Genomic DNA, 20,297 nt, shown 5'->3' on the forward strand with positions numbered 1-20,297 from the left:
AGCTTGCATGTTCAACCGGCATTCGATGTGTTAGCGCTGATTTGCCTGAAGTTTTCACACGGTTCCATCATGCATTCAGCCCGAACACCTCCGTCGTTGGTCACGCTGGTCTTTGCCACGGCGTTGTCGGTACTGACGCTGAATATGTTCCTGCCATCGCTGGCGCATATGAGCGCGGACTTTCAGGTGGATTACGGCCTTATGAATCTGGCGGTTGCGGGATATCTGGCGGTTTCTGCTGTGCTGCAACTGATCATGGGTCCTCTGTCGGATCGATATGGGCGCAGGCCGGTCCTGTTGATCTGCATGTCGATCTTCGTGGTCGCATCCATCGGCTGTGTGCTGGCTGGGTCAATCTGGGTGTTTCTGGGTTTTCGCCTCGTTCAGGCTGTGGTTGTCGCCGGGTCTGTGCTGTCCAGCGCCTCAATCCGAGACCGCTATCCCCCCAACGAGGCGGCCAGCAAGCTGGGCTATGTCGCAATGGCTATGGCGCTGGCGCCAATGCTGGGACCGATGTTGGGCGGCGCGTTGGACATGCTGTTTGGCTGGCGCTCGGGGTTTGTTCTGTATTCCGTACTTGGCACCGGTCTGCTGGCTTTGCTGTGGTTTGATATGGGAGAGACCAATATAAACCGCGCCCCAACATTCGCGGCGCAGCTGAAGGAATATCCGCATCTGTTCCGCGCCCGAAGGTTTTGGGGTTATGCCCTATGCGCGGCATTTTCGATCGGCGGCTTTTTCAGTTTTATCACCGGTGCACCGTTGGTTGCAGCTGCTTGGTTTGATCTGAGCCCCGCGATGCTGGGTCTTGGGATCGGCATTATCACCGGCGGGTTCATGGTCGGGAATTTTGTCACTGGCCGATTGGCGGCGCGGACGCAGTTAACAACGATGATCCTGATAGGGCGGAATGTGGCCACGGCAGGGCCGCTCTGCGGGCTGCTTCTGTTTTGGGTCGGGCTTGGTACGGTTTGGGTCTTTTTCGGCTCGGCCATCTGTGTCGGTTTCGGCAATGGACTGACCAACGCCAATGCATCGTCGGGCGTGATGTCGGTTCGTCCCAAACTGGCAGGCAGCGCGGCGGGCCTGTCAGGTGCAATGATCGTTGCGCTGGGGGCGGTTCTGACCACGATCACCGGCGCCTTTGTCAGCCCGGAAAACGGACCCTTTCTTGTGCTTGGCATGATGTGCGGGTGCAGCTTTATCGGCCTTCTGGCCGTGCTCTATGTTCGTAGGATCGACCGTCTGGACCCGTTGCCCGGCACATTGTGACCGGCAAAGCGCCGGAGCAGGGCATCATAACACTTTTCATAAGCTACAGACCATGATACGCGGCCCGCGATGGATTTCGGCGCGGGTCCCGCGCCCTATTTTAAGGAGAGGCCGACATGGCACTGGAACGCACATTCTCGATCATCAAACCCGATGCAACCCGCCGCAACCTGACTGGCAAGATCAACGCCAAGTTTGAAGAGGCCGGTCTGCGCATCGTAGCGCAAAAGCGCATTCACATGACCAAAGCACAAGCTGGCAAGTTCTATGACGTCCACGCCGAGCGCCCGTTCTATGACGAACTGTGCGAATTCATGTCGTCCGAGCCGGTTATTGTACAGGTTCTGGAAGGCGAAGGCGCCATTGCCAAGAACCGCGAAGTCATGGGCGCAACCAACCCCGCAGATGCGGCCCCCGGCACCATCCGCGCTGAGTTCGCTGAATCGGTTGGCGAGAACTCGGTCCACGGTTCAGACGCACCGGAAACCGCAGCGGTTGAGATCGCCTATTTCTTCTCGGGCATCGAACTGGTCGGCTAATCTGTTTTAAGATCAAGCCTATAAAGCCGCTCCCGGGGTCGGGGGCGGCTTTTCCTATGCGGGTTTCAAGTCGTCCGAAGATATCCGGACGCCGATCGCATCCAAGTCGGCGATCATCTTCGTTTGCGGCGCAGTGCTGTTGCTGGCTTTGATTGCGTCGAACCTTTGCCGCAGGGCCTTTTTCTCTTCGCCTTTGCAATCGTTCCAGGGGCGGCCTTGCAGCCCCATCACCAAAACATAATAGCCGATGAAATGAGGGCGCGATCCTGCCTGCAAAAGTTTTGCATAGGCCGCGTCGGGGCCTATCTCGCGCAGTTGCTGGGCCGAGTGGATACCGGCACGCGCACAAGCCTGTTCATAGGCCGGGCCGAGATTACGGATAGTTGAGATCGGGTCAGACATAATCGACGTTTTAACCGGTGTCAGAATTACTGTCACCCGATCCTTTTTTACCTTTGCGGTTCATGATTACCGGATCAGGGTTTGCGCGAAAGACGAATAGTAGCTTCAAGGCCCGGATCACAGTTGCGGGCGTCGAACATGCCTTTGTGCATATGCGATATCGCTGCGACCAAAGCCAGGCCCAGACCTGCATTGCGCTCGGTCCGGGCGGGATCAAGTGTCACAAAGGGCATCTGCAGGCGGGCCAGATCGTCCTGTGGTACACCGGGGCCGTGATCCCGCACGCTGAGGTTGGTATACAGGCCGTCATCCGCAATATTGATCGTGATGGTCGAACCATCAGGCGCGTATCGCAGAGCATTTTCTAACAGGTTGGACAGTGCCTGAGACAAAAGGGGGCGGTGGCCGGGAAGGGGGGCAGTTGACCCTGTAACTTCAAGTGTTACGCCCTGATCCGTGGCAACCGGATCATAGAGCTCGACCACGTCCGCCACGAGTTGCTTAAGGTCGACATCTTCGAACTGCTCTCGCCCGACACCTGCTTCGGCACGCGAAATCTCAGTCAGTTGGCCCAGAACCCGCAGGACATGATCAACCTCGGTCGTCGCGCGCGCGATGTCGATTTCGCGATCCTGTTCGGATTTGCGGCTATCTGACAGGGATTCGACCCGCTGTTTCAACCGCGACAAAGGAGAGCGTAGATCATGCGCGATCGAATTCGAGGTCGTCCGTAGATTGCTGACCAACTCCTCGATCCGGTCCAACATCGTATTGAGCGTACCTGAAACTTGATCGAATTCATCACCGGTCCCGCGCAAGGGCATCCTGCGCGACAGGTCGCCTGAAACGATATTTTCTGCGGTCGAGGCGATGTCAGACAAGCGCGAAAAGACGAGCCTGGTAAACAGCCAGCCTGTCAGGACGCTCAGCGCCAGCGCGATTGCCAGCGCGAAGCCGACCGAGCGTAAAAGAACACGGTCAAACTGCTGTCGTGCCAACGCATCCCGCCCGACAAGCAGGCGTTCTCCGCCCGGCAGACGAATGGATGCAGCCGAGATTGGCACCAGCTGTTCGCTGTCCGAGCGTCGCAGCTCAAGTTGGACCCAACCACTTCCGGCAGTGATGTCATCGGGCCATTGCCTCAGGTTGCCAGCCAATTTCGACCCGTTGCGGTCGGTCAATAAGTAAAGGGCATCCCGTTCAGAGGCGGTGGGAATACGGCGTTCGATGGCTGTCAGCAAACCGATGAGCCCGCGCCTTTCGTATTCATCGGCCAGACCGGTCAATTCCGCGGAAACCACCGAGCGGGTTTCGCTTTCGATACTGCGATTTGCGGTGACATAGACAAGGGCCAGCACGGTGGCTGTCAGCAATGTGCTCAGAACCATGCTGGCCAGAACCAAACGTGTTCTGGAATTATTGAACGAAAGCCGCAGGTTATCCATCAGATATCATGTAACCTGCGCCCCGGACTGTTTCAATCAACGGGATCTCTCCGCCTTCATCCAATTGGCGGCGCAGTTTCGAGATATGGACGTCAACCACATTGGTGTTCGGGTCGAAATGATAATCCCAGACACCTTCCAGCAACATAGTGCGTGACACCACGCGGTTCTTGCGTCTCAGGAAGAATTCCAAAATCTGAAATTCACGCGGTGTCAGGGTAATCTCTCGCCCGTTGCGGGTGACTTTGCGGGTCAGCAAATCCATATCCAGATCGCGGCAGGTCAGGGTCGGGTTTTCCTCAGATTCCTGCGGGCGTCTTAACAGAGCTTCGATCCGCGCATGCAGTTCCTGAAAAGAGAACGGTTTGACCAGATAATCATCTGCACCGGCCCTCAGGCCTTTGACTCTCTCATCGACCGCGCTCATTGCGGTCAACATCAGAACCGGAGTTTTCAGACCCGCGGCGCGCATGGATTTGATCAGTGACAGGCCGTCTAGACCGGGCAGCATTCGGTCCAGAACGATGGCGTCAAAGCCACCATCTGTGGCGTGATACAGCCCTTCGCGCCCATCCGCGGCCTGTTCGACGACATATCCTTCCTCGCTGAACCCTTTTGCTATGAATTCCCGGGTGTCTTCATCATCTTCAACGATCAACAGGCGTCGGCTCATGATCTGAAATCCTTTCTACCGGAACTTAAACACAATTTTTCAAACAAAGTACAAGATTTGACCGGTTTAGATGCCGGGTGCGTCGTTGCGCACCCGGCTGCTCCGGCAGATTGCGGACAATTCAATCATGCCAGAGAGGCGCCCGCCAGATCTCCCCATCACGTGGCGCGCGCAGGTGTTCGATCAGGCGATTTCCACCGCAACAAAGATCTGGTTGCCGCCACGGTTGATCAGGACAAGCGCGGGATCGGTTTTTTCGCTGTCCAGCGCTTCTTTCAGCGCGCCAGGTGTGGCCGTATCCTGGTTGCCCAGCTTCACGATCACGTCGCCACGCTGAAGACCGGCTTTCGCTGCAGGGCTGTCCGGTTTCAGGTCCGTGACGATCACACCGTCAATATTCTCGGCCACGCCCAGTTCCGCACGGTTGGTTTCTGTTAGTGGTGCAACGGTGACGCCCAGGGCGGTGCCCGAAATGCCTTCATCCACTGACTTGTCCATTTCGGCCGATGCGGACTGATGCTGTCCGATCGTCAACTTTATGTCTTGCTCACTGCCATTGCGTAAAACTGTAAGCGTGCTTTCTGTTCCAACCTTGGTAGTCCCGACAAGGATCGGCAGGTCGCTGCTGGACTCGACGGGTTCGCCGTTAAAGGTCAGGATGACGTCGCCCTGTTCCAGGATGCCTTCGGCAGGGCTGTTGGCTACAACGTCCGAAACCAATGCGCCGTTTGAGGCATCAATTCCCATCGCCGCAGCGATCTGAGGGCTGACATTCTGGATTGACACACCCAGCCAACCGCGGCTGACCTGGCCATCATCGCGCAGATCCGCGGCAATATGGTCCACAATGTTCGACGTGACGGCAAAACCCAACCCGACCGACCCACCGCTCGGGGAATAGATGGCCGAGTTCACGCCGATAACCTCACCATCCATGTTGAACAGCGGGCCACCGGAATTGCCTTTGTTGATGGCCGCATCCGTCTGGATGAACTCGGCATAAGGTCCCTGCGAAATATTGCGGTCCTTGGCCGATACAATCCCGGTCGTCACGGTCGAGCTGAGGCCAAACGGGTTCCCGATGGCGACAACATCCTCGCCCACACGGATCACATCGCTATTGCCAAGCTCTACGGCCTGAAGTGGCTCGCCCGCGTCGATCTTGAGAACCGCGATATCGGTCAACGGGTCGGTACCGATCACCTCAGCCTCAAAAGTTCGGTCATCATTCAGGCGCACGGTCACGGTCGCTGCATCGTCGACCACGTGATGGTTCGTAATGATGTACCCGGCTTCATCCAGTACAAAACCTGACCCCAAACCCTGAGAAGGACCACGACGGGGGGCATCGAACCCTTCAGGCACGCCAAAGCGTTTGAAGAATTCACCGAATGGTTGGCCTTCGAAATCAAACTGCTGTCCATTTTCCGGGCCCTTGGCGGCGTTTTGTTCCGCGATGATGGTCACGACAGAAGGTGACACGCTCTCAACTAAATCAGCCAGCGCTTCGTCAGCTTTCGAGGGCAGGGCGGTCGTCGCCAATAATGCCGCACTCAGCGCTGAGACGCCTATCCAGTTTGATGTGCGTGGCATAAGAAGAGAGGATTTACGGATGCTCATTTTGGTCTCCTGATTGAAGCACGCGACACTGGCCGCGCCTTGGATCAAGAGATGCTGCATCAGTCTGTGACTTTCCTGATTGGTTGGTTAATAAATCTTAATTTTGCCACAAACGAGAGGCTCTATCCCGGCGTCGGGTGGCAAAGATTCGCGGAATTCTTCCGAATCATAAGGTGAGAATCGGTGGATTGTTGCCTGTTCGGCAGTCAAATGATGATTTTGGTTGAATTAAATCTGTTTGATAAACAAAGCGAGCGCTCAGAAATTGATGGATTTATGACACAGCCATTGGTTGTGAGTAGATCTGATGTCATAGGCTGAATTTGCCGGAAACATATCATATTATGAACATGTTATATATATGGTCTGTGATAAATGGAGTGTACTTGCATTTAGATTTTCTCGAACGAACAACCTATAGTAGAAACACATTAAGAGAAATGTTGCGTAAAAACCAAACTGATACATCAGAAAATGCAAGTTTAGGCCAATTTTACGTTGTTTGAGAGCATCTGATAGGTGACGATGGTCTTGCCCAAGCGAAGGGAAGTCGGCGGCACTAGGGGGTGCCAACGGCTTGTCACAGTCTCTGGAAGCGCTGAGCGGCATGTTAACGAGGGGGTCTTGTTTAGGTTCGGTTGCGGAATATTCGGAATGCCTAGTGTGTTCTGGACGCGCTTTCAGGATCAGTGAAAAGTGGTAGTCCTTAATTGGGTAACCGGCCCGGTCTTCATTGACCGGGCCGTACTCGTTTTAACTGTTGCGATTTTTGGTCCAGATATCCCATGCTTCGGGCGTGTCCAGATCCAGCACGGCATGTTGGCCGGGGAGCACACATAGATGGACCTTGTCCGGATGGTCCCGAACCACAGATTGTGCGCCTTCGTCTCCGGTCAGGCGGCTGATCTGATCGAACAGGAGACGGCTGAAGATCACAGGGTGGCCAGGCTGTCCTGACGCGGTCGACCCGCGCCAGATCAGCTTATCCGGATACGCCTTAGTTGCCTTGATCAGCGTCTGAAGGTCATCCAGAGTGATTTCAGGCAGGTCAGCTAGCAGAACCATGACGGCTTCGGCCTCTTGCCCAACAGCAGACAGGGCCCCTCGTAAGCTGGCATTCATACCTTCTTCCGCATCTGCGATTTCGACCAGATGCAGGTCCAGCCCCTGCAACACGTCGTACCTGGGATGAGGCTTGGACGGCAGGGCAACAATAACCGACGATGCAGCCCGTGCTGTCTGGGCGGAACGGAGCAGCAGCGGGCAGCCATCAATCTCTTTCAGCAGCTTATCTGCGCCTCGCATACGCCGGGATTGTCCGGCGGCCAGAAGGATGATGGGTATTCGCGTCATGCGCCGACAATGCAAGCGTATGAAAGCAGTGTCATCCCCTCATACGCGCGCCATCGGCGTCGAATAACGGTTCTGAGATCACACGTGCCTTGCACAACTGGCCAAGTATTTCGATTTTTACTTCCAGCCCGTCCACAGCGCGGTCTGTTGGCAGAAACCCCATGGCAATGGACTTGCCTGCATAGTGTGAATAGCCACCCGAAGTGCAGAACCCGGCGACTTTTCCGTCCAGCCAAATCGGCTCATACGCGTTGACATCAGCGTCCTCGGCATCGACCTCGAACGCGACCAGCCGACGGGCAGGGCCTGAGGTGCGTTCCGCCTCGGCAGCTGCGCGGCCAATGAAATCGGCGTTCTTAGAGAATGAAATGAACCGATCCAGACCGGTCTCTGCGGCCGTGTAATCGGGCGAGAACTCTCGCATCCAGGAGCCAAAGAATTTGTCCAGTCGCAGGCTCATCATCGCGCGCATACCAAAGGGGACGATGCCGTGTTCTTGCCCGGCCTGCCATAGCGTCCACCACACCTGCCGTTGCGCCATGGGGTCGCAGTAGATCTCGTACCCGAGATCGCCGGTATAGCTGACGCGCTGGACGATGCAGCTGGTCATCCCAACGGTCATGCGGCGCAGATCGAGGAACCGAAATCCGCTCAGGTCATCACGGGTGCAGGCCGCCAGAACCTGCGTGGCTTTTGGGCCGGCGATCTGGAACCCGTTCTGCCGATCGCTGGTGTTTTCGACAGTCACGCCATTCTGCGCATTTCGCAGGAACCAGCGCATGTGAAACGCCTGAGAGCCGTAGGAGGCGGTCAGGCGGAACTCGGTCTCATCAAGACAGGAAACGGTAAAATCACCGATCAGCTTGCCCTTTGGTGATAGCATCGGGGTTAGCGACACGCGGCCCGGTTTCGGGATTCGGCCCGCCATGATCCGATCCAGCCAATCACGGGCAGCAGGTCCAACAATGCGGTATTTACCAAAATTGTGCACTTCGTTGATGCCAACACCTGATCGCACGGCCCGAACTTCGCGCCCGGTGGCATCGAATGCGTTGGATCGGCGGAACGAGGGCGTTTCATAGCCCGGTTCATCCCCTTGGGCAAAGTAATTGGGCACCTCAAGCCCGTATTGCTGACCCCACACAGCACCAAGATCGGTAAAGATATCATACATCGGCGTTGTGCGGGCTGGGCGGGCTGCCGGCAATTCCTCGTTCGGATAAGAGACGCTGAACCGCTTCTGATAGTTCTCGATGACCTTTGGACGGGTATAGCCCGGGCTGATCCAATCCCCGAACCGCGCCACGTCCATCGCAAAGACGTCGCGCTCTGGCTCGCCTTCTATCATCCATTGCGCCAGTGTCAGACCAACGCCGCCGCCCTGGCTGAACCCGGCCATCACGCCGCAGGCCGACCAATAGTTGCGCAACCCCGGAACCGGCCCGACCAGAGGATTGCCGTCCGGTGCAAAGGTAAACGGCCCGTGGATCACCGATTTCACACCAGCCTCGGCCAGAACAGGAAAGCGGCGATAGGCGAATTCAATACTATCGGTGATCTTGTCGAAATCATCGGGAAGAAGCTCGTGACCGAAATCCCACGGGGTGCCGTCGACAGCCCAGGGCCTGCAGGTTTGTTCATAAAAGCCGATGCACAGACCGCGTCCCTCTTGCCGCAGATAGCTTTCGCCGGCGGGATCCATAACATGGGGATGTTCGCCACCTGCGTCGATAATTGCCTCAATTTGGGGGATCGAGTCGGTGACCAGGTACTGATGTTCCATCGGATGCAGCGGGAAATAGACACCGGCCATGGCGCCAACCTCGCGCGCCCAGAGCCCACCAGCGTTGACCACATGTTCGGCATGAATCGTGCCCTTGTTGGTGACCACATCCCAGGTGCCATCGGCGCGCTGATTTGTTTCGTGCACCATGCAATGGGTTTCGATTGTTGCGCCGCCCATCCGCGCCGCTTTGGCATAGGCATGGGTGGTTCCGGACGGATCAAGATGCCCGTCCAGCGGATCATAGAGCGCGCCGATGATGCCGTCGGTATTGGTGATCGGTGCGATTTTCCTTATCTCTTCAGGGCCTACGATTTCGGTCTCTAACCCCATAAAGCGGTGCTTGGCACGTTCGGCCAGGAGCATGTCAAACCGGTCGCGGTCGTCGGCCAACGTTATGCCGCCAACGTGGTGCAGGCCACAGGACATGCCGGTGATCTCTTCCAGCTCTTTATACAGCCGGATCGTATAGCCTTGCAGTGCGGCCATATTAGTGTCGCCGTTCAATGTGTGGAAACCACCCGCCGCGTGCCAGGTCGAGCCACTGGTCAATTCGGACCGCTCCAGCAGCATCACATCCGACCAGCCCAGCTTGGTCAGGTGATAAAGAACCGAACACCCGACAACGCCGCCACCGATTACAGCTACCTGAGTTGTTGTCTTCACGTCACAGTCTCCCCTTGCGATATAGTCAAAGCCTGCAATCGCAGAACCAGGGATACTGTTCCGTTCACGACATAGGCTGTCGCGGCGAGAGGATCAGAGGGGACGGATCTTCAGCTCTGTGATCCTGTTGCCTTCGCGCGCGACGACTTCGAATCTGAAACCGTGGAACGAGAATACCTGACCCGTGATCGGGATCATCTGCGCTTCGTGGATGACCAGACCGGCCACGGTATTGGCCTCTTCGTCGGGCAAAGACCATTCCATCGCGCGGTTTACATCGCGGATCGTCATGGCGCCTTCAACAAGGTACTGGCCGTCTTCGGTTCGCGTTACCGGGACGTCCTCATCAATATCAAACTCATCAGCAATCTCGCCGACGATTTCTTCGAGGATATCTTCAAGCGTGATTAGACCCCTGAGTGAACCATATTCGTCGACCACCAGCGCAAAATGGCTATGCATCCGCAGGAATTCCCGCATCTGATCGTCCAGAGTGGTCGTTTCAGGCACAAAATAAGGGGCGTTCGCTACCTTTGAGACATCGAACTCTTTCAGTCGGTTGTTTTCACGTTCGCTGCTTCCTGCATGAGCATACATAGCGCGGAACAGGTCTTTGGCGTGAACAACCCCAACGATGTTTTCTGGTTCGTCCCTAAAGACAGGCAGGCGTGTATGGGGGCTTTCAAGGCATTGTTTCAGGATCGCCTCGGGAGCGTCATCCGCATCAACCATCTCGATATTCGAACGATGGAGCATGATCTCTTCAACCGCACGTTCACCCAGATCCAAAGCGCCAAGAATGCGGTCACGGTCTTCCTTCTCGACCACGCCTTCGGAATGGCCCAGATGCAGGGCCCCAACGATTTCGTCGCGCACGGCCAGAATGTTGCTATCCGGGTCGATCTGTACACCGAAGAGGCGTAAAACTCCCCGTACCAATAGGCGTACGGCCGAAACGACCGGTGAGAATAGGGTGACAACCACGCTGATGATCGGAGCAACGGCGGATGCCGCTTTTTCCGAATTGGTTATGGCATAAGTCTTGGGCAAAACTTCAGCAAAAATCAGAACCAGCAAGGTCATGACCAGGGTTGCCAATGCTACGCCGCTTTCGCCAAAGAGGCGCGTGAACATCGCTGTGGCCAACGAGGCCGCAAGAATGTTGACCAGGTTGTTGCCCAGCAAAACCGATCCGATCAGCCGTTCGTTGTCGTCGGTGATGTCCAGCGCCTTCTGCGCCCCGCGCGACCCTTTGTCCGCCTGCGCCCGCAGCTTGCCGCGTGACGAGGCCGTCAGAGCCGTTTCAGAACCCGAGAAAAACCCCGATAAGAAGAGCAATAGCAATATGGCACCGGACGTAAGCCAGAATGTGCCGTCGATCAGAGAAGTTGAGGGTTCCATCGGTCCTTAGCTGCTTGTGTTTCTGCGTCTGTTATGGGGGCGCGGCTTGACTGGATCAAGGAGTTAGCCCTTTTCAACTGGATCTTTAGCTAATGGGTGATGCTGCAACACCAGTTCAGCCAGCCGTTCTTCCAGGACATGAGTATAGATTTCTGTGGTCGCCACATCCGCGTGACCAAGCAATGTTTGGATCGATCGCAAATCGGCACCGTTGGCAAGAAGATGTGTCGCAAAAGCGTGACGCAAGGTGTGAGGTGTAACCTTTTCGGGCGAAACCCCACCGTGAACCGCCAGTTCCTTGATCAGATGATAGAACATATGCCGTGTCAGATGCCCGGCCTTGCCACGTGAGGGAAAAAGAAATCGGGAACTCTGCCCACCCTTTGTAACACGCTTTTCCTCAGTCTCATCCCGAGCCGCCAACCATGCCGAAAGCGCCTGTCGAGCCGGTGGGGACAGTGGAACCATCCGCTCTTTGCCGCCTTTTCCCAATACCAAGAGCATCCTCGGATCGCCGCGCGCCGATGACACCGGCAACGATACCAGTTCAGTGACACGCATCCCGGTGGCATACAGGATTTCCATCAGGCAGGTATTGCGCAGCTTTTCGATGTTGTTTCGCCCGCTTTCGCGCGCAGCAACCAATAACCGGTCCACCTCGGATACATCCAGAGTTTTCGGCAGCCGCTTTGGCCGTCCTGGGCCTTTGATCTTGATCGCGGGGTTTGTCGAACGCCAGCCTTCCTCGAATGCGAACCGATAAATCTGTTTTATGGCAGACAAACGGCGGGCGCGGGTGGATTGAGCCAATCCCTGTGCGTCGCAACTGATCAGGTAATCCTCAACCTGCTTGGCGTCGGCCTCGGCAAACCCAATTTTCCGGCGCCGCAGCCAGGCCGCAAAATCCTTGAGATCGCGGCCATAGGCAACAAGCGTATTTTGGGCAGCGCCTAACTCGGCGGCCTGTGCTTCCAGAAAGGTCGAAATCCAGATTTCGTCAGAGCCCGGAGACGTCATGATCACTTGCCCTGCAGGATCAGCAGGTTCAGCGCGGCGCGGCGCGCGGTATCTTCTAGACCGACCCGGCGCAGGGTTGCCATGGCAGCTGTCAGGTCGACCAGATTTCCCCGCGATCCATGGGCAAACAGGACCATCGTCTCCAGAAGCGCCTCACCGAGGCGGCCTTCGTCCAGCATGTTGCCAATATCGGTTGGCACCGGCGCCGCCCATGCAAACCCCTCTGCAACGGCATCCGCCAGCGGCGAAGGGGAGGGCGCGCGCCCCGGATCACCCTGAGCCAGCGCAGCCAGAAACTGACTTTCTTCAGAATTGTCCGGAGCCGACAACGCCGCTGTTTCATATAGATCTGACAGCAACAGAATGCGCCACCGCAGATCCTCGGCCGCGGGTTTCTGTAGTTTGACCTGAGAGAGGCGCCCGGCGAAAAGTTCAGCGAATGGCACTTCCAGGCCGATATTGCGCATCTGGTTCCAAACCACCGGCAGAGCTTTGGCGATCTTTGCCGAATTGCCAGAATCCAGTGCTTTTTCGAACCGCTGTATCGACGATACCCGGTCCCATACGGCTCCAGACGCCGCCGGAGACCGTTCTGTATAGAGCCCCAGCAGTTGATTTGGCGTAAGCGCCCCAACGCGGGTCAACCGTTCTGCGGCTTCGACCTGAGCCTTCCAGCCCGCAACATCCCGCAGATCCGCATTTGCGAAGACGCGAGGCAAAGCAGCCGAGGGCAAACGTTCGCCAATAGCTTCGAACAAGCGGAACATCAGGGGCGACGGGTCGTCCGGTTGCGGCAGATACTCGGCATCTTCGTACAGTTCGGGGCTTAGAAACCTGTCCAGAACCTCCAGCTCTTGTGGTGCCAGAACCTGTAGGGCATGGGCTGCCTCAAGCGTGAGAGCGGCCGAGTCCCAATCCCCACGCCGGGCCTTGCAGAAAATCTGAGCGGCATAGTCCCGTGACAAATGCGGCTGAGCAATCAGCGCCGTGCAACTGCGATCTTCATCCCCGGTCAGAAGGGTGGCGTCGAACCAGCGTTGAAACCGGTCAAGACTGTTCGTCGGGCCTGCCAGCTGTACCAATGATTGCGTGGGGTCCGCAGCGCCAAGATGCATGAGGCGGTCGAGCCGCGCCAAAAGCAAAATCTCTTCCCCTTTACTGGACGTCGGTGCCCGAGCTTCGGTTAAAAGCAACGTGAACAGCAAACGCTGCATTGCAGGGTTGTACTTGACCGGGACGCTTTCGATCAGTTCGGACAAGCGTTGGGGATCGCTGTTCTGCCACATGTCGACAGGCAATCCTGTGACAGTCGAAGCAACCAGGCCCAGGGGTTGTGACAATGCCTGAAGCGGGGTCACAAGAACATCGGGCTGACCGCCGGGCTGCGCCACGGGTGGCTCAAGCAAAACCGTCCCCGGAAGGTTTTCCGGAGGATTGGCCAGCCATTCAATAACAGAAAGGGGTTCCTGCTGCGCCTGCGCTGTTCCTGCAAGAAACAGTGCAACCACCGCCACTTTATTCGACATTCAGTATTACCGGCTCCCTGACCTCGCTTTGCGGCGCAGAGAAATCCGCACCAAAAAACTCACCCAGGTAGACATATCCCACCAGCCCGATGAAACACAGGCAAATCAGATATATCAGGAACTTGATCAGACGGCCCATGGTCAAACGCTGCCTCAATTTTCTCTTTTGACCAAGTTATAACTGGCATTTTTCCTAAGATCACGTCATTCACGATGAAATGAGCGAAATTAAGCATAACACCCATGCGGCATCTGCCGTTTCGGACTATACACTGCACAAAACAGTGGTGCTTGTAGGTATGATGGGGGCCGGAAAGACCGCCGTAGGCCGCGCATTGGCCGCTCGGTTGAGGGTTCCTTTCCTCGATAGCGATGCTGAAATCGAATCAGCGGCCAACATGACCATCCCCGAGATATTCGAGCGTGATGGCGAAGCCTTTTTTCGCAGCAAGGAAAGTCAGGTCATCGGGCGGCTTTTGGTCGAGGAAAAAGGTATCCTTTCTACCGGCGGCGGCGCCTTTATGGCCGAACAAAACCGCGACATGATCACTCAACGCGGCGTGTCGGTCTGGTTGCGCGCCGATTTGAACGTGTTGTGGAACCGGGTTCGCCACAAGGATACGCGCCCGCTTTTGCGCACCGAAAACCCGTTTGCGACCCTTCGTGCATTGTACGATCAGCGTGTTCCGATCTATGAACGCGCCGATCTGGCGGTTTCGTCCGACGGGGATGTCTCGATTGAAGATATGGTAGAGCGTGTCGTCAAAGCTCTGATGACGCGACCTGATGTTTTGGAACGGAAATAGATGCACCAAACCGTACATGTTGAGCTTGGGGATCGGTCCTATGATGTTGAGATCGGCCCCGATCTGCTGACGCAGGCCGGTCAGCGCATAGCGCCTTTGCTGCCGCGACCCAAAGTAGCGGTTCTGACCGATGAAAACGTGGCGAGCCTGCATCTTGACGCGTTGCGGGATGGGTTGGCCAGCGCAGGGATCGAAATGTCCGCATTGGCGCTGCCCGCGGGCGAAGCGACCAAAAGCTGGCCGCATTTTGAGCGTGCGGTCGAATGGCTGTTGGCCGAGAAAATCGAGCGGCGTGACGTGGTGGTTGCGTTCGGAGGTGGGGTTATAGGTGATCTCGCCGGATTTGCCGCGGCCGTTTTGCGCCGGGGCGTACGGTTTGTTCAGATACCAACTTCGCTGCTAGCGCAGGTCGACAGTTCGGTCGGCGGCAAAACCGGGATCAACGCACCGCAGGGCAAGAACCTGATTGGCGCATTTCATCAACCCTCACTGGTGCTGGCGGATACTTCGGTTCTGGGCACAATGACCGACAGGGATTTCCTGTCCGGTTATGGTGAGGTCGTAAAATACGGGCTGTTGGGGGATGCCGCATTCTTTGAATGGCTCGAGGGCTATGGCCCCGATGTCTCGGGCGGGGATATGGCCGCGCGGGTTCGGGCCGTCACCCGATCCGTTCAGATGAAAGCCGACATCGTCGCTCGTGATGAGACCGAGCAGGGGGATCGCGCCCTGCTGAATCTCGGGCATACGTTCTGTCATGCGCTTGAGGCTGCGACCGGGTATTCTGATCGTTTGCTGCATGGTGAAGGCGTTGCGATTGGATGCGCACTGGCATTCGAACTGTCGGCGCGACTTGGTTTATGTTCGCAAGAGGACCCAAGCCGGGTTCGGGCACATCTGCGTGCGATGGGCATGAAAACCGACATTTCCGATATCAACGGGGATTTGCCCGACGCCGAAGCGCTGGTCGAGCTGATGGCGCAGGACAAGAAGGTTATCGATGGCCAACTGCGTTTCATTCTGGCCCGAGGCATCGGGCAGGCATTTGTCACGTCGGATGTTCCGCGGGATGCGGTTTTGAGTGTCCTCAAGGACGCGCTGGGTTGATCAACGTCCGCGAATGATCATTAACTCGCCAATATTTTCACGGGTAATATAGCCGACCATCTGATCTGACCGCGTGCAGACGGCAACTGCGGGGGCACCCCCGTGGAACTGTTTCAGAACCGCTTCCAATCCGCTGCTCAGGGTCACTGTCGGGATATCCTCAACCATGATTGAACTGGCCAATTCTGACCGGGGAATATCTTTGGCGAGGGCAGCAAACAGCCGGTCGCGCGTGACAAAGCCCTGCAGTTTCCCTGTTGCATCCAACAATGGAAATTCATGCTGAGTGGTGTGAATAACCGCTTGAGCGGCGGTCGCAAGCGTGTCGCTTGGCGATAGGGCGTGAAACTCGGTGATCATGGCGTCGCGGGCCAGAACCTGACGCGCCACTGATCGCATTGCGACGTCCTGGCTTTCTGCATTGGCGGCAACGAATACAAAAACCGCGATCAGAACCAACAACGGATTGCCTGTGCTTAGCCCCAGAAACCCCAATCCTACCGCCACTATCTGACCGGCAAATGCGGCAATGCGCGTGGCCTTGACCCGATCCATCCTCAGGCAGAGCAGTGCGCGAAAAACGCGTCCACCATCCATCGGGAATGCGGGGATGAGATTAAAGGCAGCCAGAAGAAGGTTCACATAGGCGAGGCGGTTCAAAAGCCCGGTCTCGGGTGAATCAATATTCGCTAGTGTTTCAAATGGCATTCCTGCGCCCAAAAAGACGAGGATGATCCAGATGATGACGTTTACCGCAGGACCGGCCAAAGCCACCGATACCTCTTGCATGGGGTTCTCTGGCATCCGTTCCAACCGGGCAAGACCGCCGATCGGTAATAAAGTAATGTCCGGTGTTTTTATGCCATAGCGCCGAGCCATCAGCGCGTGACCAAACTCATGCGCGACCACACATGCAAAAAGGGCAAGCACGAAAATCAGATTCCCGATCGCGGCCTGCATCCCTCCGGTAGAATAGGCTGCGAATCCAACCCATGCCAACAAGAGGAAAAAGGTGACATGGACCTTCAGTTCCGACCCCATTAGTCGGCCGAGCGAGAAGGACCATGTCATGATGTGTCTCCGGTGTGCTTAGAACGGAATCTCGTCGTCGTCTATTCCACCAGATGCGGGTGCCGGGGCGCTGGATTGTCCGCCATAGGGGTCACCATAGCCACCACCTGCCTGGCCGCCACCGTAACCGCCGGATTGACCGCCGCCACCGCCACCGCCGCCGCCTTCTCCACGCGCATCCAGCAAAGTCAGCTCGCCGCGATAGGGGCGCAAAACCACCTCAGTGCTATAGCGGTCCTGACCGGACTGATCCTGCCACTTGCGGGTTTCCAGCTGACCTTCGATATAAACTTTGCTGCCCTTGCGCAGATATTGCTCGGCAATGCGGGCCAATGGTTCTGAAAAAATCGCGACCGAGTGCCATTCTGTCCGCTCGCGGCGTTCGCCGGTGTTGCGGTCTTTCCAGGTCTCGGAAGTGGCGATGCGCAGATTGCAGACCTTGCCACCGTTCTGGAACGACCGTACCTCGGGATCGCGCCCCAGATTTCCCACCAGAATGACCTTGTTGACAGAACCCGCCATGTATTTCCCCGTTCTTAACTGACTTGAGTGCGCCCGAATCTGGCGCTGTGTATTTCTGAGACCCTATACGCCCTGAACCATGGTTGGAACATGGATCATGAGAAATGAACTGGTCGGGAGTTTGCACAGAGAAAATTTACCATGCTTTCATTATTGGCTGAAATACATATACTCACTCGGGTTCGTGACAGTGCGGGACAGGCATTAATGCGTTTCAGATTTGGTTTTTTATCGGTTCTTTGCTTTGCGTTGACCTGTGGACTCGCTGCGGCGGATACGCTGTCTACCAAAAGCCGTAAGGACATCTTTCTGAAGCAATCCAAATATTTGGACGGCCGTGCGGCCACCCAGTACCGCGATTCAGATCGGTTGAAACCTAAGACGCCTCAACCACAATTCAGTAAACGATATTCCGGCAACTATCGGGGTGAGTACCTGACGATGGCGCGGCAAGCGGCTCGTAAACACGATGTTCCCGAAGAGCTGTTCCTGCGCCTTGTTCAGCAGGAAAGTGGATGGAATCCGCATGCCGTGTCACATAAAGGCGCGTTGGGTCTGGCCCAGTTGATGCCCGGGACCGCGCAATTATTGGGCGTGAACCCGCGCGACCCGAAACAGAATCTTGAAGGTGGGGCCCGGTATCTGTCCTGGCAATACCGCAAGTTCAAATCCTGGCGGCTTGCGCTGGCCGCCTATAATGCCGGACCTCAGGCTGTTGAAAAACACGGTGGCGTACCACCCTACAAGGAAACCCAGAATTACGTGAAGGTGATTTGGGGCGGTTAGGCCGCCCGATGAATTGCCGGATCAACAGGTGATGCGGCTTGGCCAAATCAGCGCGTTCAGTGACAGGCTGCTCGAGGTCGTGTCGCTTAATTAGGGCGCCGGAACCACCTTACCGACGCCCTTGTTGCGTACCCAATCCCATTACTCAGCGGCGATTTTTATGACGGGTTCCATACGTGCCAGGATGTCGTCTGCCAGATGGCATTTGACCTGATGACCGTCTGCCAGGGTTTTCACGGGTGGGACATCTCTTTCGCAAAGACCGTTGGGGACTTCGGATTTCCAGCGACAGCGGGTCTGAAACGGACAGCCAGGAGGCGGGTTCATCGCTGATGGGATGTCGCCTTCCAAGACGATGTGCTGCTTCTCGACCGATGTATCGGCGATGGGGACCGCGCTCAGCAGGGCTTCTGTATAGGGGTGATAGGGCGGCGCAAACACCTGATCAGTGGTGCCCAGCTCGACCACATGGCCCAGATACATCACCATCACCCGGTCGCTGAGATAGCGCACGATCGACAGGTCGTGGCTGATGAACAGCAGTGTGGTTTTGTGCTCGCGTTGGATCTCCATCAGCAGGTCGGTTACCGCCGCCTGCACCGATACATCCAGCGCCGAGACCGGCTCATCCGCCACCACGATCCGCGCATCCCCGGCAAAGGCGCGGGCGATGCCGACACGCTGTTTCTGACCACCCGAAAGCTGTCGCGGCATCCGCTCGGCAAAGGCGCGGGGCAGTTTCACCAAGTCCAACAGTTCGAGCATCCGCTTCTTGCGCTCGGCCTCGGACTTACCGACGCCAAAGATTTCCAGAGCGCGGATGATCTGACGGCCCACGGTCATCGAAGGATTCAACGTGTCGAATGGATTCTGGAACACCATCTGAACCTCGCCCACTGTCTTGGCGTCGCGCTCTTCGATGGGCACGTCCTCGATATTGCGGTTGTCCAGCAGGATCTGCCCGTCCGTTGCCGTCTCCAACCCCATAAGAACTTTGGCAAAGGTGGATTTGCCGCAGCCGGATTCGCCCACAATGGCGAGTGTCTCGGATTCATGCGCCTCAAAGCTCAGCGTTTCGTTGGCTTTGACTACCTTCGCTTCGCCGCCGCCGAACAGTGCATTTGCCGCAACCTCATAGTATTTCTTGAGATTTTCCATCTTCAGAACAACGCGGCCAATCTCACCTTTTTCCTTTTGCTCGGCCAGGGTGATGGGCGCGTTCCAGTCGATCTCCTGAAATTTCAGACAGCGGGTATGATGCCGGTCATTGCATGGCACGGCCTCCATCAGAATGTTCTGCGCGTCACAGCGACCTTCCTCGAAATAGTCGCAGCGTGGGCCAAAGTTGCAGCCCGGAGGGCGCTCATGGGGCAGGGGGAAATTGCCCGGAATGGCCACCAGCGGGCGCGCGTTCTTGTCCGCACCCGGCAGTGGAATCGACCGGAAGAGCGCCTGCGTATAGGGGTGCTGCATTTCGTCGAACACATCCTTGATCGAGCCGCGCTCGACCGCTTCGCCGGAATACATCACGCACAGCCGGTCGCAGGTTTCCAGCACCAGCCCCAGATTGTGGCTGATGAACAGCATAGAGGTGCCGTATTTCTTGCCCAGATCCTTGACCAGCTCGACCACCGCGGCCTCGACGGTCACGTCAAGCGCGGTGGTGGGCTCGTCCAGGATCAGCAACGATGGCTTGGACATCAGCGCCATCGCGATCACGATGCGCTGTTGCTGGCCTCCCGACAGCTGGTGGGGGAAAGAATTCAGCATCCGTTCAGGGTCGGGCAGGCGTACATCGGTGACCACTTCCAGCGCACGGGCATAGGCCTCGTCCTTGCTGACGCCCTCGTGGATCATCGGTACTTCCATCAGCTGCCGACCGATCTTCATCGCGGGGTTCAGGCTGGCCATAGGTTCCTGATAGATCATGGCTATTTCATTGCCGCGAATATCGCGCAGCTCCTCGGCCGTCATCTCGGATAGGTCACGACCCTTGAACTTGATGGATCCGCCAACAACACGCCCGTTCTTGCCCAGATCCTGCATGACGCCCAACGCAACGGTGGATTTCCCGCACCCCGATTCCCCAACCAGCCCCACAGCTTCACCAGGCTGCACGCTGACCGAAAAATCCATCACTGCAGGGATCTCGCGCAACCGCGTGAAAAACGAAATCGACAGCTTGTCGATCTCCAATATCGGGCCCTCATAGGACGCAAGTTTGGTCATCTGTGTTGCTCCTCACCAGATCCCGGGGATTCCCTTCATCTGGCCAAAAATACCTCGGGGGTCCGGGGGCAGGGCCCCC

At 56.8% G+C, this 20,297-nt stretch carries 18 protein-coding genes; 5 read left to right on the plus strand and 13 right to left on the minus strand.

The window, feature by feature from the left end; translation table 11 throughout:
• Positions 1–69: 69 nt before the first annotated feature.
• Positions 70–1,272 (plus strand): multidrug effflux MFS transporter, encoded by a 1,203-nt coding sequence (locus tag AC2FIC_RS03135; protein WP_496690683.1) that lies wholly within the window; start codon positions 70–72, stop codon positions 1,270–1,272.
• A gap of 116 nt (positions 1,273–1,388) precedes the next feature.
• Complete coding sequence (gene ndk / locus AC2FIC_RS03140) at positions 1,389–1,811, plus strand: nucleoside-diphosphate kinase (protein ID WP_142634270.1); 423 nt, start codon at positions 1,389–1,391, stop codon at positions 1,809–1,811.
• A gap of 54 nt (positions 1,812–1,865) precedes the next feature.
• Here ndk and AC2FIC_RS03145 read toward each other — a convergent pair whose 3' ends face one another.
• The 10 genes from AC2FIC_RS03145 to AC2FIC_RS03190 all read right to left on the minus strand — a co-directional run bounded on the left by AC2FIC_RS03145 (position 1,866) and on the right by AC2FIC_RS03190 (position 13,836).
• Positions 1,866–2,213, minus strand: coding sequence for a TfoX/Sxy family protein (locus AC2FIC_RS03145; protein ID WP_496687709.1), 348 nt, complete (start codon positions 2,211–2,213; stop codon positions 1,866–1,868).
• 74 nt (positions 2,214–2,287) lie between these two features.
• Entirely contained in the window at positions 2,288–3,658 is a 1,371-nt protein-coding gene (locus AC2FIC_RS03150) for a sensor histidine kinase (RefSeq protein WP_496690682.1), read from the minus strand.
• Complete coding sequence (locus AC2FIC_RS03155) at positions 3,651–4,331, minus strand: response regulator transcription factor (RefSeq protein ID WP_142634264.1); 681 nt, start codon at positions 4,329–4,331, stop codon at positions 3,651–3,653. The genes AC2FIC_RS03150 and AC2FIC_RS03155 overlap by 8 nt, the downstream gene beginning before the upstream one ends.
• A gap of 183 nt (positions 4,332–4,514) precedes the next feature.
• Positions 4,515–5,951, minus strand: a complete 1,437-nt coding sequence (locus AC2FIC_RS03160) for a Do family serine endopeptidase (RefSeq protein ID WP_496690681.1) — start codon at positions 5,949–5,951, stop codon at positions 4,515–4,517.
• Between the two features lie 753 nt (positions 5,952–6,704).
• On the minus strand, positions 6,705–7,304 hold the full coding sequence (locus AC2FIC_RS03165) for a nucleotidyltransferase family protein (protein ID WP_496690680.1): 600 nt from the start codon (positions 7,302–7,304) through the stop codon (positions 6,705–6,707).
• A gap of 31 nt (positions 7,305–7,335) precedes the next feature.
• Positions 7,336–9,753, minus strand: a complete 2,418-nt coding sequence (locus AC2FIC_RS03170) for a GcvT family protein (protein ID WP_496690679.1) — start codon at positions 9,751–9,753, stop codon at positions 7,336–7,338.
• A 93-nt stretch (positions 9,754–9,846) separates the two neighbouring features.
• Positions 9,847–11,154: an HlyC/CorC family transporter gene (locus tag AC2FIC_RS03175; RefSeq protein WP_142634257.1), complete on the minus strand. Its 1,308-nt coding sequence runs from the start codon at positions 11,152–11,154 to the stop codon at positions 9,847–9,849.
• 63 nt (positions 11,155–11,217) lie between these two features.
• A complete protein-coding gene (locus tag AC2FIC_RS03180) occupies positions 11,218–12,171 on the minus strand; it encodes a site-specific tyrosine recombinase XerD (protein ID WP_496677775.1) in 954 nt (317 codons plus the stop codon).
• Between the two features lie 2 nt (positions 12,172–12,173).
• Entirely contained in the window at positions 12,174–13,697 is a 1,524-nt protein-coding gene (locus AC2FIC_RS03185) for a hypothetical protein (RefSeq protein WP_496690678.1), read from the minus strand.
• Entirely contained in the window at positions 13,687–13,836 is a 150-nt protein-coding gene (locus tag AC2FIC_RS03190; protein ID WP_185956616.1) for a hypothetical protein, read from the minus strand. Before AC2FIC_RS03190 ends, AC2FIC_RS03185 begins: the two co-directional genes overlap by 11 nt.
• A gap of 79 nt (positions 13,837–13,915) precedes the next feature.
• Here AC2FIC_RS03190 and AC2FIC_RS03195 point away from each other — a divergent pair, with 79 nt between their 5' ends.
• Together AC2FIC_RS03195 and aroB are read left to right on the plus strand one after the other, a co-directional pair.
• Entirely contained in the window at positions 13,916–14,503 is a 588-nt protein-coding gene (locus AC2FIC_RS03195) for a shikimate kinase (RefSeq protein ID WP_496690677.1), read from the plus strand.
• Positions 14,504–15,610 (plus strand): 3-dehydroquinate synthase, encoded by a 1,107-nt coding sequence (aroB, locus tag AC2FIC_RS03200; RefSeq protein ID WP_496690676.1) that lies wholly within the window; start codon positions 14,504–14,506, stop codon positions 15,608–15,610.
• On the opposite strand, the gene AC2FIC_RS03205 is transcribed toward aroB, so the two are convergent.
• Both AC2FIC_RS03205 and ssb read right to left on the minus strand, forming a co-directional pair.
• Positions 15,611–16,681: a site-2 protease family protein gene (locus tag AC2FIC_RS03205; RefSeq protein WP_496690675.1), complete on the minus strand. Its 1,071-nt coding sequence runs from the start codon at positions 16,679–16,681 to the stop codon at positions 15,611–15,613.
• Between the two features lie 18 nt (positions 16,682–16,699).
• A complete protein-coding gene (gene ssb, locus AC2FIC_RS03210) occupies positions 16,700–17,203 on the minus strand; it encodes a single-stranded DNA-binding protein (RefSeq protein ID WP_496690674.1) in 504 nt (167 codons plus the stop codon).
• Positions 17,204–17,410: 207 nt separating this feature from the next.
• Here ssb and AC2FIC_RS03215 point away from each other — a divergent pair, with 207 nt between their 5' ends.
• Entirely contained in the window at positions 17,411–17,989 is a 579-nt protein-coding gene (locus AC2FIC_RS03215; protein WP_271946701.1) for a lytic transglycosylase domain-containing protein, read from the plus strand.
• A gap of 141 nt (positions 17,990–18,130) precedes the next feature.
• Here the strand turns inward: AC2FIC_RS03215 and AC2FIC_RS03220 are convergent, their stop codons facing one another.
• A complete protein-coding gene (locus tag AC2FIC_RS03220) occupies positions 18,131–20,218 on the minus strand; it encodes a dipeptide ABC transporter ATP-binding protein (RefSeq protein ID WP_496690673.1) in 2,088 nt (695 codons plus the stop codon).
• Between the last annotated feature and the right edge of the window lie 79 nt (positions 20,219–20,297).

It is taken from the genome of Ruegeria sp. CDSC079 (assembly GCF_059610505.1).